Genomic DNA, 24,821 nt, shown 5'->3' with positions numbered 1-24,821 from the left:
GCCATGCATCGCCTGATCCTGGCCGCGCTGATCGCGCTGGCCCCGGCCCTCGGCCAAGCGCAGGACCGCCAGCCGCGCATCGTCTCGGGCTTCGCGCCCGGCGGCACGTCCGACCTCGTCTCGCGCCTCGTCGCCGAGGGGATAGGCACCTCGCTCGGCCAGCGGGTGGTGGTGGAGAACCGCACGGGCGCCAACGGCTTCATCGCGGCCGAGGGCGTGGCGCGCGGCCCGGCGGATGGCTCGGTCGTGTTCCAGTGCGCCATGGGCACCATGACCATCAGCCCCGAGCTGCCCGGGGCGGTGCTGCCGATCGATCCGGGCCGCGAGCTGGCGCCCGTGGTGAACGTCGCCATCTCCTCCTACGGCGTGGTGACGGGCGCGCGTGGCCCCTACCGCACGGTGGCGGAACTGGTCGCGGCGGCGCGGGCGCGGCCGGGCAGCGTCTCCTATGCCAGCGCGGGCGTGGGATCGGCGCAGCATTTGACCGGCGCGCGGCTGGAATCCATGGCTGGCGTGGAGATGGTGCACGTACCCTACCGCGGCGCGGCGCCCGCGGCGCTGGACGTCATCGCGGGCAGGGCGGACCTGCTCATCACGAACCTGGGCGACGTGGTTCGCCAGATCCAGGGCGGCGAGCTGCGGCTGCTGGCGCTGGCCGACCGCGAGGGCGTGCCCGAATTCGCCAGCGCCCCGCGGCTGTCGGAAGCCGTGCCGGGGCTGGAAGTGGTGGGCTGGTTCGGGCTCTGCGGCCCGAAGGGCATGAGCGCGGAATCCATCAACGCCTGGTCGCAGGCGACCGAGCGCGCGCTGCGGGACGAGGGCCTGCGCCGCCGCCTGCTCGACAACGGCCTGACCCCGAACCACGAAGGGCCGGACGCCTTCGCTGCCCGCATCGCGCGGGAGCGCGCGATGTGGGGCGAGACGATCCGGCGGGCCAATATCCGCGCGAACTGAGCGCTAGAGCGGGTTGTCCTCGGTCGGCGCGCGGGCCGTCTCGATGTCGCCCTGCGTCGGCCGGAAGACGCGGCGGACCGAAGCGAGCCGCGTCCCCGGCGCGTCGTAGCCGTAGATGTCCGGATAGCCGATCAGCTGCCCGGCCTGGTCCGGCCAGACGGTGAGATAGGCGATGGCCACCTGGACATCCTGCAGCGGCAGGATGTCCTGCGTGCGGCCGGTGGCCAGGGTGCTCTGTACCTGGCGGAGATCCCAGTCGAGCATCCAGGCCGCGAGCTCGCGCACCTTCTCGACCCGCACGCAGCCGTGGCTGAGCGCGCGGCTCTGGCGTGCGAAATAGGCTGGGCGGTTCGTCCCGTGCAGGAAGATTCCGTCGGAATCGAAGAGGCCGAGCCGCAGCGGGCCGAGCGGATTGGTGGGCCCCGGCGGCTGGATCAGGCGATTGCCCACGGCCTGAAAGCCGGCGGCACCCTGGGCGCGGATCTCGGGGATGATGCTGGTCGGCACGTACCAGGGCGGATGGAAGCGCACCGTGGTCAAGAAGGTGGTCATCTGCGGCGTGCGCGTCCGCGTCGTGCCCACGATGACGCGCGAGCGCAGCACCTCCGCGCCATCCTGGTAGGCCACGACCTCCTGCGCCGCCGGGTTCACCAGCACGAACCGCCCGGTGCCCATGTTCAGCGCCATGTCGTCCAGGCGCTCGAGGCTGCGGCTCAGCGCGTTGTAGCCGCGATGGTTGGAGGGCAGGGCGGCGAGGGCGGCGGCGTAGCGGTCGCGCAACGCGGGCCCGACGGCGGGGGCGGCGGAGGCGAGCTGCGCCCTGGCCGGAAGCGACAGCAAGGGCGCGGCCGCGAGCCCGGCGAGGCCAGCGGCGAGGGATCTGCGCGAGGTGTTCATTCGGCGGGGTGGCCCAGACAGATGCACAGGCATTGTTACATGCAAAGCCGTAAGAATTTCGACCTTTTCAGAAATTGTCCCCAACTGTTGCATTCCGGACGCGGCACTGTGGCCTGCATGTTGTGTTGCAACGCAAAAATCCAGGTTTGCCGACGAGTTGTTGGAAGGTGTTCATGTGGCCAGGGAGAAACGATGGATTGCGGCCTGCGTTGCGGCGGGCGCTAATGAATCCCCATGAGGATTCCCGACTGGGTCGGCGCGCTCTACGCCACCTTGCTGATGCAGACTGTGGCGGCCGTGCTGGGCCATGGGCTCACGGTTCTGGCCCCGCTCATCACCGCCGATGCGGGCATGCCGCCGGAGAGCGTGGGGCATCTCTCGGCACTGTCGGCCGGGGGAACCGCGCTCTTCCTGCTGCTGGGCGGGCCGTTCCTGACGCGCTGGGGCCCGGTGCGGACCTTGCAGATCGGCGCCACCGTCTCGGCCAGCGCCATGCTGCTGGCGGGGCTGGGCACAGCGCCCGTGCTGCTGGGCGCGGCGCTGCTGCTGGGCATCGGCTATGGACCGACGCCGCCGGCCGGCAGCCGCATCCTGGCGGCGACCGCGCCGCCCCAGCACCGGGCGCTGATCTTCTCGATCAAGCAGGCGGGCGCGCCGATGGGCGGAGCCATCGCGGGGCTCGGGCTCGCGCCCATCGCCGCGCATTTCGGCTGGCCCACGGCGCTGCTGGCGGCGGTGGCGCTCTCGCTGCTGGCGGCCGCTTCCATCCAGCCCTTCAAGACGGCGCTCGACCGCGAGCGCGATCCCGCGCAGCGCCTTGACCTCGGCGTGATCCTGCATCGCGCGACCTGGCTTGCGCCGCTGCGCGCACTGGCACTGCATCCCGCGCTGCCGCCGCTGACCTGGCTCGCGGTCTCCTTCGCGGTGGTGCAGGGCTGCCTCTTCGCCTTCACCGTGACGTGGCTGACGGTGGATCGCGGCTTTTCCATCGTCGATGCGGGCATGGCCTTCGCGAGCCTCCAGGCGGCGGGCGTCGTGGCGCGCATCCTGCTCGGCTGGGTCGCGGATAGGATGGGCCGGCCGATGCGGCATCTGGTCGTACAGGCCCTGGCGGGCGCGGCGGTGACAGCGGGCTTCGGCCTGATGCCCGCCGGCCTGCCCCTGCTGGCGGTGGATGCGCTGGCCTTCCTGACGGGCTTTCTGGCGGCGAGCTGGAACGGCATCTATCTCTCCGAGGTCGCGCGCCTGGCGCCGCCGGCCATGATCTCGGCCGCCACGGCGGGCTCCACGCTCTTCACCTTCATCGGCTACCTGGCGGCGCCGGCGGCCTTCGCCCTTGTGGTGGCGCTGGGCGGGAGCTGGGCCCTGGCCTTCGGGCTGTGCGGGGCGCAGCTCGCGGCGATCGCGATCTGGGTTGGCCCACGCCTTTGGCGGGGCTGAGCGGGCTCTGCCCGTTTTCGCGGCGGCGGACGGGACAGGGGTGCTTGCGCCTTGGACAAAGCGCGCCCGGTACTTGGACAGGCATGCGAAATCGCCAGTTTCACGCCGCTGCCATCTTCTAGGCTGCACCGGCCGAGCCCCCTCCGCCTCTCGTCCAAGGAGACCCCGTCCGATGCATCGCCGACTTCTCGCCGCCGCAGGCGCGCTCCTGCTCGGCCTTTCGGCCGGGCAGGCCGATGCGCAGCAGCGAACGCGCCTCACCGTCTACACCGCCCTCGAGAACGAGCAGCTCCAGCCCTTCAAGGCGGCAGCCGAGGCGGCGCTGCGCGATATCGAGATCGCCTGGGTCCGCGACAGCACCGGCGTCATCACCGCCCGCCTCGTGGCCGAGCGCGCGCAGCCCCGCGCCGACATGATCTGGGGCCTCTCCGCCTTCTCGCTGCTCGGGCTCGAGGCGATGGACATGCTGGAGCCCTATACGCCGCAGGGCGCGGACGCGCTGCGGCCCAACATGCGCAGCGACCGCTCGCCCATGACCTGGACGGGGATGGACGCCTTCGTGGGGGCCATCTGCTTCAACCGTGCGGTCGCGGGCCAGCGGAACCTGCCGCGCCCCTCCACCTGGGCCGATCTGACGAACCCCGCCCTGCGCGGACAGATCGCCATGCCCAACCCCGCCTCCTCCGGCACCGGCTTCCTCACCGTCGCGGGCTGGATCGCGACCATGGGCGAGGAGCGGGCCTGGAACTTCATGAACTCGCTGCACGAGAACGTGCAGGTCTACACGCATTCCGGCTCGGCCCCCTGCAACAACGCTGCGCGTGGCGAGTACGGCCTCGGCGTCTCGCTCGACATGCGCGCCGTGACGCTGAAGAACCAGGGCGCGCCCATCGACATCATCGTGCCGACCGACGGCGTGGGCTTCGACCTGGAGGCGACCGCCATCATCCGCGGCACGCGCAACCTGGCGGCCGCGCGGCGCCTCGCCGATTTCGCGGTGAGCCGCCCGGCGATGGAGCTCTACGGCCGCTTCTACGCCATCCTCGCCATGCCGGGCGTGACGCCGGCGGTGCAGGGCTACCCGGCCGATTTCGAGCAGCGCCTCGCGCAGATCAACTTCCGCGAGATGGGCGCGCAGCGCGACCGCATCTTGGCCGAATGGACGCGCCGCTTCGACGGCAAGTCCGCGCCGCGCAACTGAGGTGCCGGACGCCTATCTCCGCATCGAGGGCGTGGGGCGCGACTACGGCGCCTTCACCGCCCTCAGCGACATCGACATTGCGGTGGGGCGGGGGGAGTTCCTCTGCCTCCTCGGCCCCTCGGGCTGCGGCAAGACGACGCTGCTGCGCTGTATCGCCGGCCTCGATCACCCGACGCGCGGCGAGATCTTCCAGGATGGCAAGCTGATCACCGACCTGCCGCCCCGGGACCGGGACTTCGGCATCGTCTTCCAATCCTACGCGCTGTTCCCGAACATGAGCGTCGCGGCCAATGTGGGCTACGGCCTGCGCGGGCCGGAATGGCCGCGCGCCAAGGCCGCTGCGCGCGTGACGGAGCTTCTGTCGCTCGTCGGCCTGGCGCCGATGGCGGAGCGCTATCCGGCGCAGATCTCGGGCGGGCAGCAGCAGCGCGTGGCGCTGGCCCGCGCTCTCGCTGCCGAGCCCGGCCTGCTGCTGCTGGACGAGCCGCTCTCCGCGCTCGACGCCATCGTGCGCTTGCATCTGCGCGCCGAGCTGCGCGCCGTGCAGCGCCGCCTCGGCGTCACCACCGTGATGGTGACGCATGACCAGGAGGAGGCGCTGAGCCTCGCGGACCGGGTCGCGGTGATGAACCAGGGCCGCGTGATGCAGGTCGGCACGCCGCAGGAGGTCTATGCGACGCCGGCCAATGCCTTCGTCGCGGGCTTCGTCGGCCGCAGCGCGAGCTTTCCGGCCACCATCGCTTCCGGCGGGCTGCGGCTGGCGGACGGGCGGGTGATCCCGGCCGAGGCCCCCCATGCCGAGGGCACGCCCGTCCTCGCCTTCATCCGCCCGGAGGAGGTCGTGCTGGAGGACGGACCGCAGAGCCTCGACGCGCGGCTTTCCGCCATCGAGTTCCTGGGCTCCGTCTGCCGGTTGGATCTGGATGCGGGCGGGGTGGCGCTGCAGGCGGAAATCCCGGCGCGCGGCCTGGGCGGGCTGGCGCCGGGGGCGATGCTGCGCGTCGCCCTGCCGCCCTCCCGGCTCATGGCATTCCCCGTTTGAGGGGGCTGCCTTGAGGGGAGAGGGTTGGACGCGCTTCGGCCTGCTGCTGGCGGCGCTGCTGCTGGTGGCCGGGCTGGCGGCTCCGCTCGCCATGCTGCTGGCCCGCGCGTTCCAGGATGTGGATGGCCATTTCGCGGGGCTCATGCATTTCCGCGCCTGGCTCGGCTCCGCGCAGCTCCTGCGGCCGGCCTGGAACAGCTTGTGGACCTCGGCACTCACCACGCTGGTGGTGCTGCCCGTCGCTTTCCTCTTCGCCTATGGCATGACCCGCTCGCGCCTGCCCGGGCGGCCGTTCTTCCGCGCGGTGATGCTGGTGCCGATCCTGGCGCCGTCGCTGCTGCCGGCACTGTCGCTGATCTACCTCTTCGGCAATCAGGGACTGCTGCGCTGGATGCTGCCGGAGGGCGGCAGCATCTACGGCCCGGCGGGGATCATCGCCGCGCAATGCATCTATACCTTCCCGCATGCCGCGATCATCCTCTCGGTCGCGCTCGGCATGGCCGATGCGCGGCTCTTCGAAGCGGCGGAGACGCTGAAGGCGGGCCGCTGGCGCATCTTCCGCGACGTGACGCTGCCGGCCGCGCGCTACGGCCTGGTCTCGGCAGGCTTCGTGGTCTTCACGCTGGCGGTCACGGATTTCGGCATCCCCAAGGTGATCGGCGGCCAGTTCCCCGTGCTGGCGACGGATGTGTACCGGCAGGTCATCGGCCAGCAGAACTTCTCGATGGGCGCGGTGGTGGCTATCGTGCTGCTGCTCCCCGCGCTGCTGGGCTTCTTCGCCGAGAGATGGGCGCAGAAGAGGCAGGCGGCCGCGATCTCGGGCCGCGCCGTGCTCTACCGCCCCAAGCCCCGCGCGGCGCGCGACCTGCCGCTGCTGGCGCTGTGCCTCGGCGTCGCGGCCGTGCTGCTGGGCATTGTCGGCATGGCGGTCTGGGGCTCGCTGATCCGCTTCTGGCCCTACAACCTCGCGCTCACCTTCGCGAACTACGATTTCACGAGCTTCGACGCCTCGGGCTGGGGATCGCTGTTCACCTCGATGGAGGTCGCGCTGCTGGCGGCCGTCTTCGGCACGCCGGTGATCTTCTCCATCGCCTACCTGCTGGAGCGCGGCGGGCCCGCCGGGCCGCTCACGGGCTTCGTGCGGGTCGCGGCCATCGCGCCGCTGGCGGTACCGGGGCTGGTGCTGGGCCTCGCCTACATCCTGTTCTTCAATCTGCCGGGCAATCCCCTGGGCTTCCTCTACGGCACGGCGGCGATCCTGGTGCTGAACTGCGTGATCCATTTCTACACGGTGGCGCACCTCACGGCCGTCACCGCGATCCGCCAGCTCGACCCGGAGTTCGAGGCGGTGGGGGAGAGCCTGCGCGTGCCGCGCTGGCGCACCTATGTCCGCGTCATCGTGCCGATCGGCCTGCCCGCGATCCTGGAGATCGCGGTCTATCTCTTCGTCAATGCGATGACGACGGTCTCCGCCGTGATCTTCCTGTACGGCCCGGACACCAAGCCCGCCTCGGTCGCGGTGGTGCATATGGACGAGGCGGGGCAGGTGGCCTCGGCCGCGGCGATGGCCTGCGTGATCCTCGCCGTGACCGCGGCGGCCAAGCTGCTGCAGCTCGCCTTCGCGCGGCTGCTGTCCGGCGGTTGGCGCCCGCCCGCTTAGCGGCCTAGGCTCGCGGATCGGGCCCGGCAGAGGCCCATCCGGGAGGTTCCATGATGTTCAGCCGTCGCTCGCTGCTTGCCGTTTCCATGACCGCGCCGCTCGCCGCGCCCGCCCTCGCGCAGGGCGCCTGGCCGAACAAGCCGGTGCGCGTGCTGGTGGGCTTTCCGCCCGGTGGCTCGCTGGACGTCATGACGCGCCTCGCGGCCGAACAGATGTCGCAGCGCCTGGGCCAGAGCTTCGTGGTGGAGACGCGCAGCGGCGCGTCGGGCAACATCGCGGCCGAGGCGCTGGCCCGCGCCACGCCCGATGGCTACACGATCGGCACCGTCAGCATGCACACGGTGGTCATCAACCCGATGGTCTTCCCCAGCGTGCCCTTCGACGCGGCGCGCGACTTCCAGTGGATCAGCGCGATGTGGGACCTGCCCAATGTCTTCGCCGTGCCCGCGCAGCACGTGCCCGCGAGGACGGTGCAGGAATTCGTGGCCTGGGGGCGGGAGCGGCGAGGGGGCGTGAGCTTCGGCTCCTCCGGCACCGGCACGACGATCCATCTCTCCGGCGCGTATTTCCTGGCGCGCGCGGGCATTCAGGGCGTGCACGTGCCCTTCCGCGGCGCGGCCCAGACCATCCCGGCCATGCTGGGCGGCGACGTGCAGCTCGCGATCGACAATCTCGCGAGCTACATGGGCGTGATCCAGAACGGCACGATGCGCGCACTGGCCGTGACCATGCCCGAGCGCTGGCCCGCGCTGCCGGAAGTACCGACCATGGCCGAGGCGGGCGTGCCGGACTTCAACGTCAGCCCCTGGCACATGTGGGCCGGGCCCGCCGGTATGCCGCGCGAGATCGCCGAGAAGCTTTCGGCCGAGATCCGGGTGGCCTGGGCCGATCCGGCCCTGCAGCAGCGGGCCATCGGCATGGGCGCGCGGCTCACCGGCTCGACCCCGGCCGAGCTCGCGGCGCGGCTGGACCGCGAGAAGCCGCGCTGGGCGGAGATGGTGCGGATTTCCGGCGCCCAAGCCGGATAGGTGGGTCAGGCCCGCGCGGCGCGCGCCAGCGCCTCGACCACGCTCTCGGCGGTCAGCAGCATGCCCGCCACATGGGCCAGCCACTCGGCCACGCCGAGGGGCCGGGCGTCGAGCTGGTAATTCTCCAGCGCAGCCTGGTCGAGGATAGCGACGGCGGTCGCGATGTACGGCGAGTCGGCATGGATGCGGCCGGCCTGGCGAAGGATTTCCTCGCGCTGGTCCTCAAGCGTCTCCAGCCGGGCTTCGAGGGCCTTTTGCTGCGGTCCGCGCTCAAACTCGCGGCAGGCAGCGATGCCTTCGCCGATGCAAAGGTCGATTTCCATGAGGACGCGGCTCAGCGCGTCCTGGACCGCGGCGGCCGCGCCGGTGGCTCCCGTCGGTAGTCTGGGCATCAAGGCTATTCTCCTGAGCGCCGAGGAAGGGGTGCGCCGGACGCGGAGAAGAAGCGCGGGGAGGGTCGAACGAGCGTTAGGTGTGCGTTACCTGGGTTCCCGCAAATCAAATGACGAGGAATGCAACCTTCCCAGGCGGGTAACATTACCATAACGGCGGCGTGGGATATCTGCCGCATGGGTTACCTTTCACCTCCGCTGGAACAAAGCCGATTGATTCGCTTTGGCCTCTGCGAAAGGATTGTGTCCGTTCCTTCACGGATGGATCCGTTCAGCAGGAGGCTGGAGTTGTCGTCGTTGGAGGGGCGTGCCGGCACGGACACTTCGTCCGCGGGTGCCGCCCGCCCCGCGGTGGAGTTCGGCCTTTTTGGTGGAGTGTCCCTCTTCGTCGCGGGCACGCCCGTTGTCATTGCCAATCGGAAGGCCCGGGCCTTGCTGGCCTACCTCGCGCTGTCCGGCTCGCGCGCCGAGCGGCGGGAGCGGCTTTGCGGCCTGTTCTGGGCCGAGGTCGGTGAGCACAATGCCCGCACCTCGTTGCGCCAGGCGCTGTTCGATATCCGCGCCGCGCTGCGCCCCTTCGGCCTCGACGATCTCATGGTCGCGGGGCGCGAGGAGGTCGGACTCACGCGCGGCATGTACTTGGTCGATACCGAGCGCGCGCTGGGTGCCGTCGCCTTGGGCGAGCTGCCCGGCGTGCTGCAGGCCCAGCCCCGTGTGGCCGAGCGGATGCTGCACGGCTTCGAGGACATGGGCGCCGAGTTCAACGAGTGGGTCGCTGCCCAGCGCCTTCACCTGCAGGACGGGCTGCTGGCCGCGCTGGAAGGCGTCCACGCCGATCCATCCCGCCCGCACGCCCAGCGCCGCGCCTTTGCCGAGGCCGCGCACCGGCTGGACCCGCTGAACGAAAGCGCCTGCCGCGCCGTCATGCAGCTCGCCGCCGAGGCGGGCGAGACCGGTGCCGCCCTGCGGGCCTATGGCGCGCTGTACGAGGCGCTGGAAAACGACCTGGACATGGAGCCGGCGGAGGCGACCCAGGCGCTGGTGGCCCGGATCAAGCAAGGCCTGATCGCGCCGCTCTCCGTCGAGCCCGCGCCGCCGCCCCGGCCCGCGAGCCTCGTGGCGCAGCCCATCGCGACGAACGAGCCGGTGGTGGCCATCCTGCCCGTCCGCCGCGTGGGCTCGGCCGATTTCCCGGAGTATTTCGCCGACGGCCTGGTGCTGGAGATCGTGAGCCTGCTCTCCGGCCTGCGCGAGCCGGTGGTCATCTCCAGCGCTTCCAGCTTCGCGCTGAAGGAACCGCTGACCGACCTTGCCGCCATCGGCCAGCGGCTTGGCGCGCGCTACCTGCTCTCCAGCGTGCTGCGCTCGATGGGCAGCCACGCCAAGCTCTCCGTGGAGCTGGCCGAGGCCGCGACGGGGCATATCGTCTGGGCCCAGACCTACGACGTCCGCGACGCGCCGCTCTTCGAGACGCAGGACAGCATCGCGCAGAGCATCGCGCGGACCCTCGCGCCCCGCGTGCAGGAGGCCGAGCTGCGCCGCAGCCGCCGCGCGCCGCCGGGCGATCTCGGCGCCTATCACCTGATGCTGCAGGCGCGCGAGCTCATCAGCCGGCTGGAGCGGGCGGCTTTCGAGCAGGCGGGCGGGCTGCTGCAGCGGGCGATGGAGCTCGACCAGGGATATTCGGCCTCGCGCGCCGTGCAGGCGGCCTGGCACGGGCTGCGTCTCGGCCAGGGATGGTCACCCAATCCGGCCGAGGACGCCGTGGAGCTGGAGAAGATGGCGCGGCTCGCCATCGCGCTCGACGGCGGCAACGCGCCGGCGCTGTCGCTGCTGGGCCATAACCGCGCCATTCTGCATCGCGACTACGACGTGGCGGTGGGCCTCTTCGACCGTGCGCTGACGGCTTCGCCCAACGATGCCGAGGGCTGGATGTGGAGCAGCCCGACCTTCGCCTACATGGGCGAGATCGCCGAGGGGCTGAGCCGGGCCGAGCGCGCGATCAAGCTCTCGCCGCACGATCCCTTCCTGTTCCGGCACGAGCACTTCCTGTCCATCGCGCACTACGCCGCGGGGAATTTCGAGGAAGCGGCGCATTGGGGGCAGCGCTCCCACGCGCGCAACCCGCTCTACACGTCGAATTTGCGGATGACGGCGGCGGCGTTGGCGGCATCGGGGCGTATCGAGGAAGCAAGGCGCTTCGCGAACGCGGTCCTGGCCCTGCAGCCGGAGTATCGCGTGATGCCCGTGCTGGCCCGTCAGGCTTTCCGCGATGCGATGAAGCGCGAGCAGTACGGCCAGCACCTGATCGCCGCCGGCCTGCCGGCCTGAGCGACCACTTTCTACTCCCACACAATCAGACGGAGCCTGAGATGAGCTTTGGAGCAAAGGACGGCGGTGCCGATGGCGGAGCCGACGGCGGTGCGGACGGTGGTGCGGATGGCGGCGCCGACGGCGGTGCGGACGGCGGCGCCGATGGCGGCGCGGGCAGCGGGCTGGCCAGCGCGCCGTCGGGCTCCATTCCCTTCATGGAGCCGCTGGGCGGGAGGGACATCTCGTATCCCATCCTCTTTGCGGGCTCCTACCTCGACAGCGCGTGGGATCCGGCTCTCTTCGCGCAGGCCATTGTCGCGGAATTCGGCGGCACGGCTTGGCGCCAGGTCCCGCCGCCCTTTCCGGATCCCAACAACACCGGCAAGCCCGACCGCTCGAAGCAGATGGTCGCGGTCGAGATCAAGCGCATGCTCATGCTGCGCTATCGCCGCGCGGGTCGGCTGGCGGAGATCATGCATCAGTCGAACGACCTGCTCGGCGTCTGGACGCATTTCGTCTCGGCCAGGGGGCGTCCGCACACCACGCGCGTGATCGCCGCGGCGATCGCGGTCGGCCACATGGTGGGCATGTACTGGAAGCAGAAGTACATGCAGCCGCGGCCCAGCCAGCTCGCGCCGGCGCTGATGCCTGTGATCCCCGTTCCCGCCCATCCATCCTTCCCGAGCAACCATTCGCTGCAGTCGCACCTCGTGCGCTTCTGCCTGCTGCAGCTCTTCGAGAGCTGCGGGTTGAAGGCGCATTTCGCGGCGCCGCTTGAGGCCATGGCCGACCGGATCGCGGAGAACCGCGAGATCGCAGGGGTGCACTATGATTGGGACAGCCGCGCGGGCGCCTTCCTCGCGGAGGCCGCGGCAGGCTTCCTCGCGACCGTCCCGCTCTTTCAGGCCGAGTTGAACGCGGCCAAGGGCGAATGGGGCGGCATCCAGTCCGGCCCTGGCCTCGGCCAGCTTCCCGTGCCGCGCGACCTCGCGACCGTGGTCGCGGAGAAGGTCGCGGACATCATCAATCCGTGAGCGAGGCGAGCATGAGCAACGACCCCGCGCTGACGACAAGCCGCGGCACGCAGCTGACCGACACCTTGCTCGGCCTGCCGTTCCGCCAGCTGCTGCGCCCCGCCGAGGTGGAGTTCGTCCAGAACCTCGGCGCGCGGAGCAGCGAGATGCTGTACGAGCGGCTGACGGCCGCGCGCTCGCTGGATGTGGGCGGCAGCCTGGCTCGCCAGGGCATCCGGCGCCGCATGCTGACGGAGCTCGCCTCGGGCCTCGTGACCGAGGAGTTCCGGCGCCAGGTGCGCGCGCGCCTCAAGCGCCCGCGCCGACCGCCGAGTGGTGCCGCGCTGGCGCCCGACCCCGGCCCGATGAGTCTGCCGGCGGCGGAGCTCGTCTCGCGGCGGATTCCTTCGCCGATCGCCACGGATCTGTCGGCCGGCATCGAATGGCCGATCGTCTCCCAGGATCTGCGGCCGACCTGCGTGGGATTCGCCAGCGCGCATTGCGTGGAGCTGATGCGGGCGCGCAAGCACCCGCAGAAGCAAATCAAGCGGCAATCGGCCATTTACCTCTATCGCCGCATGCGCCAGAACCCGCCGCCCGAGCTGCCGCCGGACTGGAATTCCGGCGCGACCAAGCTCAGCCAGGCTTCGGCGATGCTACTGCAATACGGCATCTGCTCCTACGCGACCTGGGGCCAGGACGACCCCGGCAAGGCCCCAAGCCAGGACGCTGTGACGGAGGCGGCGAACAACGTCATTGGCACAGATCTCTATTACGACTGGGGCGATGGCGAGCCGCGGGTGAACATCGCTCGCACCATTTACGAGAAGCTGCGCCAGGGGCGGCCCGTCGCCATCGCGTTGCCCGAATTCTACGACCAGGACGCCGACTACGCCGAGGACACCGACTGGCACCTCGACAGCACCGTCCTGAGCGGCGAGGTGCCGGACCCGTCGCCCGCGTCGAAGGTGAAGTCCGGTCATGCGGTCTGCATCATCGGCTTCCAGCCGGGCGGGGCGGATCCGCTGGGCGGCTATTTCCTGTTCCGAAACTCCTGGGGACCGGAATGGGCCGCGCATGCGCCGCAGGGCGACCCGAATGACCCGCCGTGTGTTCCGGGCCGCGGCCTCGGCACCATCTCGGCCCTGCATCTGGAGCTGCATGCCTCGGAAATGCTGAGCCTTTCCCTACCCGCGGTGCCGGCCTAACGGCCGGTTAACGCAGGAGCTATGGCTAGCATGGGAAGCCTTTCGTCATACGGAGGCACATCCCATGCTGAACTTCACCACCCTGATGGCCTCGGCCTGCCTGCTCGCCGGCCTGGTGCTCATAGGCCTGGCTCTCGCCGGAGAAGGGCCATGAGCCTCGCCATGACCGAAGCCGTTCCCGACATGCCGGCCTGGATGCTCGACGAGGACTCCGCGGGGGCGTACCGCGCCCGTCGCGGCTACATTCCCCACTTCTTCGGCATGATCGTGCCCATGCCGCGCCCGCGCATCTCCAGTGTGCTGGCGCCCACCCACATGGGCGGGACGGAGCTGCGCTACGAGAACTTCACCATCCTGATGCATGCCGAGCGCCGCATGGCCCTCGTCGCCGCCGCCAACGTGATCCGGTCCGGCGCCGATGGCGAGGATGAGGCCGATGTGGAGGATTGGCTGACCGATCCGCGCATGGAGGCGCACCATCAGCCGCCGCCCGGCTTGCCGCGGGCCCGGATCGTGCGCGCGGAGGATGTCGCGCACGGCACGGACGACATCGCGGCCCTGCGGGCACGGCGCGATTCGCGGCACCTTGCCAATGGCGTCTCCTGGGACCTTGCCGGGGCCTGGGGCGAACTGGAGGATCTGGTCCTGGAAGAATCCGTGAGCGAGCGCCTCTGCGTCTTCACGGGCCCCATCCTCGACCGCGACGACCAGGGAATGCCGTCTCGCCACTGGAAGGTCATCGTGTCGCGCACGGCCCAGGGCATGCGGGCGCACGGCTTCGTTCTGGCTATGGACGGCCTGCGCATGCAGGTGCCTCTGGTAGCCATCGAATTCGCGACCGGCCTGGATTTCGGGGAGGTGCTCCACGTCGCGGACGTCTATGACGACGACATCGCCTTCCGGCTTGCGGCGCGGGCGCAGCTCGGCCGATCGGGGCGCTGCTGACGGGCGCGCCATGCGGCGTTAGTTTCCGCCCATGGACCCCGCCCGCATCGCCGCCGCCGCCGAACGCCTGATAGCCGCAAGGCGCGACGGCGCCCGCATTCCGCCCTTTCCTCCCGAGGCCAGCCCCCAAAGCGTCCGCGAGGCGCATGCGGTGCAGGATGCGGTGACGCGCGCCCTCGGCCTGCGCGTCGGCGCCTTCAAGGCCAATGCACCCAACGCCACGACGGAGGGCCTGCGGGCGCCCATCTACGCCCGTGTCGTCCACAACTCGCCCGCCGCCTTCCCGAGCGCGGAGGCGCCGCAATGCGGCATCGAGGGCGAGGTGGCCTTCCGCTTCCTCCGGGACCTGCCGCCCCGCGCCGCGCCCTATGGCCGCGAGGAAGTGGCGGCGGCCGTCGAGGCCTGCGTCGCCATCGAGGTGGTCAGCAGCCGTTTCGCCGACCCCGCCGCCGCGACGGTGCTGGACCGGCTCGCGGACAGCATCGCCAATGGGGGGCTGGTCGTGGGATCCGGCCGCGCGGATTGGCGCGGGCTCGACCTCGCCACCATCCATGTCCGCCTGACCGTCAATGGCGAGCCGGTGGTGGACAAGGCGGGCGGCCATCCGAACAACGATCCGCTGCTCGTCGCCACGTCGCTCGTCGAGATGATGCGCGAGGCGGGCGGCGTCGCGGCCGGGCAGGTGGTCACCTGCGGCTCCTACACTGGCCTGCGCTACATCTCGCCCGGCGATCGCTGCGCGGTGGAGTTCCAGGGCCTGGGCCGCGCGGAGCTGGTCTTCGCCTGATCAGATCGCGGCGATGCAGTCGATCTCGATGTCGAAATCGCCCGGCCAGCCGGGAACGCCGATGAAGATGCGGGCCGGCGGCTCCTTCGGGAAGAACCGCGCGTAGATGGCGTTCACGGCCGCGAACTTCTCGGCCGAGCTGCAATAGACGTTGCACTTCAGAACGCGGTCGAGCGACGAGCCGGCGGCCTCGACGCAGAGCTTGAGCTGCTGCAGCACCAGCTCCGCCTGGCGCTCGATGGCGGCGCCGCGCACGGCCGCGCCCGTCTCCGGATCGAGGGGCGGGAAGCCCGAGACATAGACCGTGCCGCCATACCGCGTGACCGGCGATGTCGGGATTCTCGCCGCCTCGAGCCAGCTCGACAGCGGCTCCACCCGGATGACTTCCCTTTGCATCTGCATCGCTCCTGCTCTGGCGGGAGCGGCGTAGGCGGGGGAGCGTTCGCGATGCTTCGCGCGGTGCCGAAGCGTCAGGCGGCGTAGGCCTGGCGCATCACCTCGATGGCGGCGAGCTTCTCTTGCATCGGACGCCAGTCGTCCTGAGCCGCGATGGGATCCCAGAGCGCCTCGACCTCCTCGATCAGCATCGTGCAGGGCTTGCCCTCGAAATAGGGATGCGCGGGCGCGGCCGGCTCATAGCCCTGCAAGGCCTCGCGGAAGGCCGCGAAGGCGGGCCCGTCGTAGCCCTCGCGACAGCGGCCGCCGCGCCAGTCGAAGAAGGCCTGTTCGAAGGGCGCCTCGCTCTCCTGCAGCGCCGTGAAGAAGGCGGCGGCGAGTTCCCCGTCGCGCTCCGCCTCGCGCGGCTTGAGGCCGAGGCGCCAGAGTACCGCCGCGGCGAAGGCGCGCTGGAAGTGGGCGCCGAAGCCATTCAGCTCCTCCTGCAGCTGCGGGCGCAGCTCCTCCTCCGGGGCCAGCAGCATGAGCGCGCCGCCGAGGCGGGCGAGGTTCCAGAGCAGCGTCTCCGGCTGGCGGCCATAGGCGTAGAGCCCGCCATAGTCGAAGTAGGCCGCGGTGAAGGAGGGGTCGTATTTCGGCAGGAAGCGCCAGGGGCCGTAGTCGAAGCTCTCGCCCGTGATGTTGATGTTGTCGGTGTTGAGCACGCCATGCACGAAGCCCGCCGCCATCCACTGCGCGCCCATGCGCGCCACGCGGCGGGAGGTGGCGGCGAAGAAGCGCGCGGCGCGCTCGATTTCCGTCTCGGCCTCCGCCTCGGGCAGATAGCGCAGGATGATGTGGCTCAGCAGTCGGCGCATCGTCTCGGCATCCTGGTGGAAGGCCAGGCGCTGGAAGGTGCCGATGCGGATGTGGGAGTGGTTCAGCCGCACCAGCACCGAGGCGCGGGTGGGGGAGGGCTCGTCGTTGCGTTGCAGGCTCTCGCCCGTCTCGATGAGGCTGAGGCTCTTGGAGGTCTCGACGCCCAGCGCCTCCAGCATCGAGGTCGCGAGCACCTCCCGCACGCCGCCCTTGAGCGTCAGCCGGCCATCGGCGCCGCGCGACCAGGGCGTCTGGCCGCTGCCCTTGGTGCCGAGGTCGAGCAGCCGGCCGTCCTTCAGGTCGTGCATCTGGGCGAAGAGGAAACCGCGCCCGTCCCCGAGGTCGGGGTTGTAGGAGCGGAACTGGTGGCCGTGGTAGCGCAGCGCCAGCGGCTCCTCGAAGCTGCCGGGCAGCGGCTCGAAACGGCCGAGATGGGCGATCCACTCCTCGTCGGTCAGCGTGTCGAGGCCGATGCGGGCGGCCCAGCGCTGGTCGCGGTGGCGCAGGACGAGCTTGGGAAACGCCGCCGGGCGCACGATATCGTAGAGGGCATCCCCGAGGTCGCGATGGGCGAGAGACGGGGCGAAGGCGGGCGAGAGAGGCATAGCCTCTTGTTAACGCATTGAGGCGCCCGGGGTAACTTGCGGTGCGGGCCCGCATCTGCTGCCCTGCCCATGACAGTCAGACGGAGGGGCGCATGACGCTCAGGCACATCCTCGGCGTGGACCACGTGGTGGTCGCCGTGCGGGACCTCGACGCGGCGGCGGAAGTCTGGCGCAAGCTCGGCTTCACCCTCTCCCCGCGCGGCACGCATAGCCCCCAGATGGGCTCGGCCAACTACACCATCATGTTCGGCGAAGACTACATGGAGCTGCTGGGCGTCATCGCGCCGACGCCGCACAACCAGCCCATGCGCGAATGGCTGGAGAAGCGGGAGGGCCTGGAGCGTATCGCCTTCACGACGGATAACGCCGCGGCGGGCGTGGCCGAGGTCCAGGCGCGCGGCGTGGCGGCAACCGGGCCGGTCGCCTTCGGCCGGCCGGTGAACCTCCCGGGCGGCGGCCAGGGCGAGGCGCGCTTCGAGGTGTTTCACTGGCCTTCGACGCTGCGCCCCGGCGGCGTCCGGATCTTCGCCTGCCAGCATTTCACGCGCGACACCGTCTGGATCCCCGAGCTCCAGCGCCACGAGAACGGCGCGAGCCGCGTGATCCGCGTCGAGGCGCTGGCCAGGGACCCGGCCCAGGCGGCTGAGGAATTCGCGGGGCTGATCGACAGCCAGGTCGTCACCGAGGCGGACGGCGCGCGCTCCGTCGCGACGGGCGGCAAGGGCAGGGCGGACGTGGTCTTCCTCGATCGCCAGACCCTGGCGGCACGGCATCCCGGGATTTCCCTCGAGGGGCTGCCGGAGGAAGGGGCGGCGGCGCTGGTGCTGGCCACGACGGACCTCGCGGCCGCCGCGGCGATCCTCGACCGTTCCTCGGGCGAGATCGTGGGCGTGCCCGCGAACCGTGCCACCGGTGTGCTCTTGCGCTTCCTGGCAGCGTGACGACGTTGACGCGCGGTATGGGGTCACCCCATGCTGCATTGCACAAAGGAGCTTCGGCATGCATCTGACCCGCCGCGCCGCCATGCTGACCTCGGCCGCCATCGCGGCCAGCGTCAACGCGCCGGAAATGGCCTTCGCGCAGGAAACGCCGCGCCGCGGCGGCATCATGACGGTGCATTTCGCCACCGAGCAGCGCATCCTGAACCCGAGCCTGCAGGCGTCGACCGGCGTCTACATCGTCGGCGGCAAGATCCAGGAGCCGCTGGTGGACCTGGATGCGCGCGGGCAGCCCACCGCCTGCCTCGCCGAATCCTGGGAGGCGGCGCCGGACGGCAAGACCATCACCTTCAAGCTGCGCCAGGGCGTGACCTGGCATGACGGCCGCCCCTTCACCTCCGCCGACGTGCAGTTCACGGCGATGGAGATGTGGAAGAAGATCCTGAACTACAGCACGGCGCTGCAGCTCTTCCTGGACGAGGTCCAGACGCCGGACGCGCATACGGCCGTGTTCAAGTATTCCAAGCCCATGCCGCTCGACCTGTTGCTGCGCGCGCTGCCGGACCTCGGCTACGTCTCGCCCAAGCATATCTACGAGGGCACGGATATCCGGCAGAACCCGGCCAATACCGCGCCTATCGGCACTGGCCCCTTCAAGTTCGTGCAGTACGAGCGCGGGCAGTTCATCATCGCCGAGCGCAACCCGAACTACTGGCGCAACAACCTGCCCTACCTGGACCGCGTGGTCTGGCGCGTGATCAGCGACCGTTCGGCCGCGGCGGCGCAGATGGAGGCGGGGCAGATCCTCTACAGCCCCTATTCCTCGCTCGCGCTGTCGGACCTGGCGCGACTGGGCCGCGATCCGCGCTTCGAGGTGACGACCAGGGGCAATGAGGGCAACCCGCGCACCAACACGCTGGAGTTCAACTTCCGCAACCCGATCCTCGCGGATATCCGGGTGCGGAAGGCGCTGGCGCACGCCATCAACATCCCGTTCTTCATCGAGAACTTCCTCAACACCGACTACGCGAAGCCTGGGATGGGCCCGATCCCGAGCGTCTCGACCGACTTCTTCCCCACGGCGCAGATGCCGCAATACCCCTACGACAAGGCGCTCGCGGCGCGCCTGCTGACGGAGGCCGGGCACCGCCCCGGCGCCGGCGGCGTGCGCTTCAACCTGCGCCTGAACCCGGCCCCCTGGGGCGAGGATATCGGCCTCTTCGCCACCTTCATCCAGCAATCGCTGGGCGAGGTGGGCGTGCGCGTGGAGATCGTGCGCCAGGACGCGGCGGGCTTCCTGCGCACCGTCTACAACGACTGGAACTTCGACCTCGCGACCGGCTGGCACCAGTACCGCAACGACCCGGCCGTCTCGACGACCGTGTGGTACCGCTCGGGCTCGCCGCGCGGGGCCCCGTGGACCAACCAGTTCGGCTTCACGGACACCGAGATCGACACGATCATCGACGAGGCTGGCACCGAGCTCGACCCCGCGAGGCGCAAGGCGCGCTACGCCGATTTCGTCCGGCGCGGCAATTCCGAGATGCTGCTCTGGAACCCCGTGGAGCAGCTGTTCCTGAGCGCCTTCAGCCGCAAGCTGCGCAACCACGCGAACATGCCGCGCTGGGGTTCGTCGAGCTGGCACGACCTCTGGATCGCGCCGTAAGGCGTGCGCTTCTTCGCACTCGCGGGGCGGCGGTTAGCCGCCTCGATCCCCACCCTGCTGATCATCCTGGTCGGCATGTTCCTGCTGCTGCAGCTCGCCCCCGGCGATACGGTGGACGCGCTGATGGCGCAGATGGGCGGCGGCGGCGACGCGGCCCTCATGGCGGAGCTGCGCGCCTTCTACGGGCTGGACCTCTCGCTGCCCGCGCGGCTGCTGAACTACCTGTGGCGCCTGGTGCAGCTCGACCTCGGCTTCTCCTCCATCTACGGCAAGCCTGTGGCGACCGTGATCCTGGAGCGGCTGCCCGCGACGCTGCTGCTCATGACCGCCTCGCTCACCTTCGCGTTCGTGGCGGGGCTGGCGCTCGGCGTGGTCGCGGCGCGGCGGGTGAACCGCTGGCCGGATACGGTGATCTCGACCCTCGGCCTCATCTTCTACGCCACGCCTTCCTTCTGGTTCGGGCTGATGGCGATCGTGCTCTTCTCGGTGCATCTGCAATGGCTGCCGGCGGGCGGGATGGAGAGCGTGGGCGAGGGGCTGACCGGATTCGCGCGCCTCGTGGACATCCTGTCCCACTTCGTGCTGCCGACGTTGACGCTCGGGCTCATCTTCCTCGCCATCTACCTCCGCATCATGCGCGCCTCGATGCTGGAGGTGCTGACGCTGGACTTCGTGCGCACCGCCCGCGCCAAGGGGCTGGACGAGACGCGCGTCATCACCCGCCATGTGCTGCGCAACGCCATGCTGCCCATGGTGACGCTGATCGGCCTCCAGGCGGGCACCATGCTGGGCGGCTCGGTCGTGGTGGAATCCGTGTTCTCGCTGCCCGGCCTCGGGCGGCTGGCCTATGAGGCGGTGGTCCAGCGCGACCTGAACACGCTGCTCGGCATCGTCTTCATCTCGGCGCTGCTGGTCATCGCGGTGAACTTCCTGGTGGACCTCCTCTACGCGCGGCTCGACCCGCGCATCGCGAAGGAGACCGGGGGTTGAGGTTCCTGCGCGACTATTTCCGCAGCCCGCCCGCCGTCATCGGCCTGCTTCTGCTGCTCGTGATCATCTTCATGGCGGCTTCGGCCGATTGGCTCTTCCCGCGCGATCCGCTGGCGCTGGCTGGCCGCCCGCTGCAATGGCCGGGCGCCAATCCGCGCTTCTGGTTCGGTACCGACAATTCCGGACGCGACATCGCCGCGCAGATTTTCCATGGCGCGCGCATTTCGCTGCTCATCGGGCTCGTCGCGACGTCGATTGCGGTCGTGATCGGCATCGTGATCGGCGCGCTGGCCGGCTTCTACGGCGGCGTGGTGGACGACGTGCTGATGCGCGTGACCGAGGCCTTCCAGACGCTCCCCAACTTCCTGCTGCTGCTGGTCCTGGTCTCCGTCTTCGGCTCGGAGCTCGCGACGGTGGTGGTGGCGATCGGCGTCGTCTCCTGGCCCGCGCCCGCGCGGCTGACGCGCGCCGAGTTCCTTTCGCTCCGTTCGCGCGAATTCGTGGAGGCCTGCCGCACGCTCGGCATGCGCGACCGGCAGATCATCTTCCGCGAGATCCTGCCCAACGCGCTGCCGCCGGTCATCGTCTATGCCAGCGTGGTGATGGCGGTGGCGATCCTGCTGGAAAGCGCGCTGGCCTTCCTGCGGCTCTCGGATCCCAATGTCGCCTCCTGGGGGAACCTCATCGGCCTGGGGCGGGATGTGCTGCGGGTGCAGTGGTATGTCTCGGCCATTCCGGGCGTGGCCATCCTGGTCACTGTGCTGGCGGTCTCGCTGGTGGGGCAGGGGCTGAACGACGCCCTGAACCCGAGGCTGCGCGGCCGATGAGCGCGGCGCTCTCCATCGAAGGCCTGACCGTCGACCTGCCCAAGGGCGCCGACCGCCCGCACGCGCTCTCCGGCGTCACGCTGGAGCTCCGCGCGGGCGAGATCCTCTGCGTGGTGGGCGAGTCCGGCTCGGGCAAGTCCATGACGGCCAGCGCCGTGATGCGGCTGCTGCCCCCGAATGTGAAGCTCAGCGCCGGGCGCATCCTCTTCGAGGGGCAGGACCTGGCGGCGCTCGACGAGGCCGGGATGCGCGCGGTCCGCGGCGCCGGCATCGCGATGATCTTCCAGGAGCCGATGACGGCCCTGAACCCTCTCATCCGCATCGGCGAGCAGATCGCGGAGATGTTCCGCATCCACACGCCCATGGCGCCGGCCGAGGTGGAGGCGAAGACGCTCGCGCTGCTGGAGGATGTGCGCATCCCCAACCCCGCGCTCGCCATGCGCGCCTATCCGCACGAGCTCTCAGGCGGGCAGCGGCAGCGGGCCATGATCGCCATGGCGCTGGCGCTGAGCCCGCGCGTCATCATCGCCGACGAGCCGACGACGGCGCTGGACGTCACGACCCAGGCGCAGATCCTCAAGCTGATCCGCGACCTGCAGCAGCGCCTGGGCACCGCCGTCCTCTTCATCACCCATGACTTCGGGGTGGTGGCCGAGATCGCGGACCGGGTGGCCGTGATGCAGCACGGCGTGGTGGTGGAGCAGGGCGCGGCGATGGACGTGCTGCGCCACCCGCAGCATCCCTATACGCAGGCGCTGATCGCCGCCGTGCCGCCGCTGAAGGCGCCCCCGCCGCGTCCCCTGGCGGCCGAGCCCATCCTGAGCATCGAAGGTGTCAGCAAGACCTATCGCACGGGCGGCTTCCTCGGCCGCAACCGCCGTGTGACGCGGGCGGTGCGCGACGTCTCGCTGACGCTGCCCAAGGGCGCGACCCTGGCCATCGTGGGCGAGTCCGGCTCGGGCAAGTCCACGCTGGCGCGTTGCATCATGCGTCTCATCCGGCCCGATACCGGCGCGATCCGGCTCGACGGCACCGACCTCGCCGCCCAGACCCATGCGCAGCAGCGGGCAGGGGCCGCGCGCATGCAGATGGTCTTCCAGGACCCCTATGCCTCGCTCAATCCCCGCCGCAGGGCGGGCGAGCTGGTGGCGCAGGGCCCCATGGTCCATGGCACGCCGCGCGCGACCGCCATGGCCCGCGCCAAGGAGCTCTTCGCGCTCGTCGGCCTCGACCCCGCCGCGACCGACCGCTACCCGCATGAATTCTCGGGCGGCCAGCGCCAGCGCATCGGCATTGCCCGGGCGCTCGCCCTGAATCCGGAGGTTCTGGTGGCGGACGAGCCCGTCTCGGCGCTCGACGTCTCGGTCCAGGCCCAGGTGCTGCGCCTGCTGGCGGAGCTGCGGGAGCGGCTGGGCCTCTCCATCGTCTTTATCACGCATGACCTGCGGGTGGCCGTGCAGGTCTCGGACCTCGTGGCCGTGATGAAGGATGGCGAGGTGGTGGAACACGGCCCCATCGGTCGCGTCTTCGAAGCGCCCGAGCACGACTATACCCGTGCCCTGCTGGCGGCGGTGCCCGGCCGCATCTAAAGGGAGCGCATGAACGCTCCCAAGACTGTCGCCGTCATCGGCGCCGGCCCGGCCGGCCTGATGGCGGCCGAGGTCCTGGTCCAGGCCGGCATCGCCGTCACGGTCTTCGACCGCATGGCCTCGCCCGCGCGCAAGCTGCTGATCGCGGGGCGCGGGGGTCTGAACCTCACTCATTCGGAGCCGCTGGACCGCTTCCTCACCCGCTATGGCGAGGCTCGCGCGGCGCTGGAGCCCGCCATCCGCGCCTTCCCGCCCGAGGCGCTGATCGCCTGGTGCGAGGGCCTGGGCCAGGAAGTCTTCACCGGAACCAGCCGCCGGGTCTTTCCCCGCGCCATGAAGGCCTCGCCGCTGCTGCGCGCCTGGCTGGCGCGGCTGGATGGGCTCGGCGTGACGCTGAAGTCCCGGCATCGCTGGCTCGGCTGGCAGGGCGGGGCCCTGCGCTTCGAGACGCCGGAAGGCGAGGTGGCGCATCGCGCCGAGGCCGTTCTGTTGGCGCTTGGCGGCGCCTCCTGGCCGCGCCTCGGCTCGGACGGGGCCTGGGCCGGGCTGCTGGAGGGCGTGGCGCCGCTGCGCCCCTCCAACATGGGCGTGACGCTGGACTGGTCGCCTCATCTCCGCGAGCGCTTCGCGGGCACGCCGCTCAAGCGCATCGCGCTTCGTGCCTCGGGCCAGGAGGCGCGGGGGGAGGCGATGGTGACGGCGGCGGGGCTGGAGGGGGGCGCGGTCTACGCCCTCTCGGCCCCGCTGCGCGAAGCGGTGGCGCAAGGCGGGTCGGCCGTGCTGGAGATGGACCTGCGGCCCGACCTCGATGCGGCGGCCCTGGCGCAGCGGATGGGGGGAGGGGCCGTCTCCCTCTCCAACCAGCTTCGCCGGGCCGGGCTGCCGCCCGTGGCCGCGGCACTGGTGCAGGAAGCCCGGCGCGGCGGAGATTCGCGCCCGGCCGAGCAGATCGTGAAGGCGCTGCCCCTGCGCGTCACCGGCATCCAGGGGCTGGAGCGCGCGATCTCTTCGGCCGGGGGGCTGCGCTTAGACGCGGTGGATGCGCGCTGGATGCTGTGCGCGCGCCCCGGGACCTTCGCGGCCGGCGAGATGCTGGACTGGGAGGCGCCGACCGGCGGCTATCTGCTCCAAGCCTGCTTCAGTACGGGCGCGGCCGCCGCGCGGGGAATGATCGACTGGCTCAACGCCTGACCAGCGCGAAGGGGCGTCCGGTCACAGGGATGGGCTGCGAGCGGTAGGAATCGAGCCCTCGCCCGCGCGGTTGGCTGCCACCGAAGCCGCCGCCGGTGCCCGACATGGCCACAGACGCGCGCTCCGGATGATTCGAGAGCGAGAATCCCCCCGCCGGCGGCAGCGAGGCCAGCGCCCGGTCCTCGGCGGTGCGGTTGCGCGTGGTGTTCCAGGCGTTCTGGACCCGCTGGCGATAGGCCTGGGCAAGGTCCGGCGTCTGGGAGTGATAGTGCCCGGCCGCGACGATCCAGTCCTGGCGGCTGGCCTGCAGCTCGCCGAGGAAGCGCGCGGCGTAGCGGGCATTGGCGGCGGGATCGAAGGCCTCGGCCAGATTCGCGAAGGCGCGGGGGTGATGGTGCAGGTTGATCTGCATGCAGCCCACGTCGATCAGCCGGACGCCCCGGCCCTGCAATTCCTGCACGGCGGCAATCGCTGCCTCCTTCGTGGGGAAGAATTGGCCGCGTCCCTCGGCGTTGAGGGTCCAGGGCCAGGGGGCGGCGATGCCCGTTTCCGGGTTCCGGCGGCCCGATTCCACCTGGCCGATGGCCTGCAGCAGGCCGTCCGGAATCCCGGAATCCCGCTCGGCGCGGCCGATCGCGGCGCGGCAGAGCAGGGAGGGGTCCGTCTGGGCCCAGGCGGGGCCCCAACCAAAAAGGCCCAAAAACAGGAGGATAAGCCGGAGCGGTCGCATGCCCTCGTGACCGCAAGGGCCGTGCCAGGATGTTTATGCAAATCCGGTCTGCATGTCGGAGATGCTGCATCGCAAAATCTCACTTGCATGCGAGCGATCTCCCGCCTATAAGTTGCGAGGCGGCAGGGACTTGGTTCCTTGCCTGCTTTCT

The 24,821-nt window shown here is 70.5% G+C and carries 22 protein-coding genes; 17 read left to right on the top strand and 5 right to left on the bottom strand.

Annotation, left to right across the window (positions count from 1 at the left end):
• Positions 1-3: 3 nt before the first annotated feature.
• Complete coding sequence (locus tag WJM96_RS09755) at positions 4-954, top strand: Bug family tripartite tricarboxylate transporter substrate binding protein (protein ID WP_424812284.1); 951 nt, start codon at positions 4-6, stop codon at positions 952-954.
• 3 nt (positions 955-957) lie between these two features.
• Here WJM96_RS09755 and WJM96_RS09750 read toward each other — a convergent pair whose 3' ends face one another.
• Positions 958-1,851: a L,D-transpeptidase family protein gene (locus WJM96_RS09750; protein WP_424812283.1), complete on the bottom strand. Its 894-nt coding sequence runs from the start codon at positions 1,849-1,851 to the stop codon at positions 958-960.
• A gap of 234 nt (positions 1,852-2,085) precedes the next feature.
• Between WJM96_RS09750 and WJM96_RS09745 the strand changes: the two genes are divergently transcribed.
• From WJM96_RS09745 to WJM96_RS09725, 5 genes are all read left to right on the top strand, one after another.
• Positions 2,086-3,291: an MFS transporter gene (locus WJM96_RS09745; protein ID WP_424812282.1), complete on the top strand. Its 1,206-nt coding sequence runs from the start codon at positions 2,086-2,088 to the stop codon at positions 3,289-3,291.
• 172 nt (positions 3,292-3,463) lie between these two features.
• A complete protein-coding gene (locus tag WJM96_RS09740; protein ID WP_424812281.1) occupies positions 3,464-4,492 on the top strand; it encodes a putative 2-aminoethylphosphonate ABC transporter substrate-binding protein in 1,029 nt (342 codons plus the stop codon).
• A gap of 1 nt (position 4,493) precedes the next feature.
• Entirely contained in the window at positions 4,494-5,534 is a 1,041-nt protein-coding gene (locus tag WJM96_RS09735; protein ID WP_424812280.1) for an ABC transporter ATP-binding protein, read from the top strand.
• 10 nt (positions 5,535-5,544) lie between these two features.
• Positions 5,545-7,194, top strand: coding sequence for a putative 2-aminoethylphosphonate ABC transporter permease subunit (locus WJM96_RS09730; protein WP_424812279.1), 1,650 nt, complete (start codon positions 5,545-5,547; stop codon positions 7,192-7,194).
• Positions 7,195-7,244: 50 nt separating this feature from the next.
• Complete coding sequence (locus WJM96_RS09725; protein ID WP_424812278.1) at positions 7,245-8,222, top strand: Bug family tripartite tricarboxylate transporter substrate binding protein; 978 nt, start codon at positions 7,245-7,247, stop codon at positions 8,220-8,222.
• A gap of 5 nt (positions 8,223-8,227) precedes the next feature.
• Here the strand turns inward: WJM96_RS09725 and WJM96_RS09720 are convergent, their stop codons facing one another.
• On the bottom strand, positions 8,228-8,614 hold the full coding sequence (locus tag WJM96_RS09720; protein ID WP_424812277.1) for a hypothetical protein: 387 nt from the start codon (positions 8,612-8,614) through the stop codon (positions 8,228-8,230).
• A gap of 288 nt (positions 8,615-8,902) precedes the next feature.
• On the opposite strand from WJM96_RS09720, the gene WJM96_RS09715 reads away from it, so the two are divergent.
• The 5 genes from WJM96_RS09715 to WJM96_RS09695 all read left to right on the top strand — a co-directional run bounded on the left by WJM96_RS09715 (position 8,903) and on the right by WJM96_RS09695 (position 14,880).
• Complete coding sequence (locus tag WJM96_RS09715) at positions 8,903-10,945, top strand: BTAD domain-containing putative transcriptional regulator (protein ID WP_424812276.1); 2,043 nt, start codon at positions 8,903-8,905, stop codon at positions 10,943-10,945.
• A gap of 41 nt (positions 10,946-10,986) precedes the next feature.
• Entirely contained in the window at positions 10,987-11,961 is a 975-nt protein-coding gene (locus tag WJM96_RS09710; protein ID WP_424812275.1) for a hypothetical protein, read from the top strand.
• A gap of 11 nt (positions 11,962-11,972) precedes the next feature.
• The gene (locus tag WJM96_RS09705; protein ID WP_424812274.1) at positions 11,973-13,148 is read left to right on the top strand and encodes a C1 family peptidase; all 1,176 of its coding nucleotides are present in this window, start codon (positions 11,973-11,975) and stop codon (positions 13,146-13,148) included.
• 150 nt (positions 13,149-13,298) lie between these two features.
• Positions 13,299-14,093: a DNA/RNA non-specific endonuclease gene (locus WJM96_RS09700; protein WP_424812273.1), complete on the top strand. Its 795-nt coding sequence runs from the start codon at positions 13,299-13,301 to the stop codon at positions 14,091-14,093.
• Positions 14,094-14,124: 31 nt separating this feature from the next.
• On the top strand, positions 14,125-14,880 hold the full coding sequence (locus tag WJM96_RS09695; RefSeq protein WP_424812272.1) for a fumarylacetoacetate hydrolase family protein: 756 nt from the start codon (positions 14,125-14,127) through the stop codon (positions 14,878-14,880).
• On the opposite strand, the gene WJM96_RS09690 is transcribed toward WJM96_RS09695, so the two are convergent.
• Positions 14,881-15,276, bottom strand: coding sequence for a RidA family protein (locus WJM96_RS09690; protein ID WP_424812271.1), 396 nt, complete (start codon positions 15,274-15,276; stop codon positions 14,881-14,883). It abuts the gene before it with no gap.
• 74 nt (positions 15,277-15,350) lie between these two features.
• On the bottom strand, positions 15,351-16,739 hold the full coding sequence (locus tag WJM96_RS09685; RefSeq protein ID WP_424812270.1) for a protein adenylyltransferase SelO: 1,389 nt from the start codon (positions 16,737-16,739) through the stop codon (positions 15,351-15,353).
• Between the two features lie 92 nt (positions 16,740-16,831).
• On the opposite strand from WJM96_RS09685, the gene WJM96_RS09680 reads away from it, so the two are divergent.
• Genes WJM96_RS09680 through WJM96_RS09655 form a run of 6 tightly spaced genes read left to right on the top strand, consistent with a single transcriptional unit; the run spans position 16,832 to position 23,940 of the window.
• Positions 16,832-17,680: a VOC family protein gene (locus WJM96_RS09680; protein WP_424812269.1), complete on the top strand. Its 849-nt coding sequence runs from the start codon at positions 16,832-16,834 to the stop codon at positions 17,678-17,680.
• 58 nt (positions 17,681-17,738) lie between these two features.
• Positions 17,739-19,343, top strand: coding sequence for an ABC transporter substrate-binding protein (locus tag WJM96_RS09675; RefSeq protein ID WP_424812268.1), 1,605 nt, complete (start codon positions 17,739-17,741; stop codon positions 19,341-19,343).
• Between the two features lie 3 nt (positions 19,344-19,346).
• Positions 19,347-20,333, top strand: a complete 987-nt coding sequence (locus WJM96_RS09670; protein ID WP_424812267.1) for an ABC transporter permease — start codon at positions 19,347-19,349, stop codon at positions 20,331-20,333.
• Positions 20,330-21,160: an ABC transporter permease gene (locus WJM96_RS09665; protein WP_424812266.1), complete on the top strand. Its 831-nt coding sequence runs from the start codon at positions 20,330-20,332 to the stop codon at positions 21,158-21,160. Before WJM96_RS09670 ends, WJM96_RS09665 begins: the two co-directional genes overlap by 4 nt.
• Positions 21,157-22,749 (top strand): ABC transporter ATP-binding protein, encoded by a 1,593-nt coding sequence (locus tag WJM96_RS09660; RefSeq protein ID WP_424812265.1) that lies wholly within the window; start codon positions 21,157-21,159, stop codon positions 22,747-22,749. Before WJM96_RS09665 ends, WJM96_RS09660 begins: the two co-directional genes overlap by 4 nt.
• A gap of 9 nt (positions 22,750-22,758) precedes the next feature.
• On the top strand, positions 22,759-23,940 hold the full coding sequence (locus WJM96_RS09655; RefSeq protein WP_424812264.1) for an NAD(P)/FAD-dependent oxidoreductase: 1,182 nt from the start codon (positions 22,759-22,761) through the stop codon (positions 23,938-23,940).
• Here WJM96_RS09655 and WJM96_RS09650 read toward each other — a convergent pair.
• The gene (locus WJM96_RS09650) at positions 23,930-24,670 is read right to left on the bottom strand and encodes a transglycosylase SLT domain-containing protein (RefSeq protein ID WP_424812263.1); all 741 of its coding nucleotides are present in this window, start codon (positions 24,668-24,670) and stop codon (positions 23,930-23,932) included. The genes WJM96_RS09655 and WJM96_RS09650 overlap by 11 nt on opposite strands.
• Between the last annotated feature and the right edge of the window lie 151 nt (positions 24,671-24,821).

The sequence above is a fragment of the Roseococcus sp. YIM B11640 genome (assembly GCF_049727625.1).
Taxonomy (GTDB): domain Bacteria; phylum Pseudomonadota; class Alphaproteobacteria; order Acetobacterales; family Acetobacteraceae; genus Roseococcus.
The sequence above is the reverse complement of the archived record's forward strand: the minus strand, read 5'-3'. Positions and strand labels throughout refer to the sequence as shown.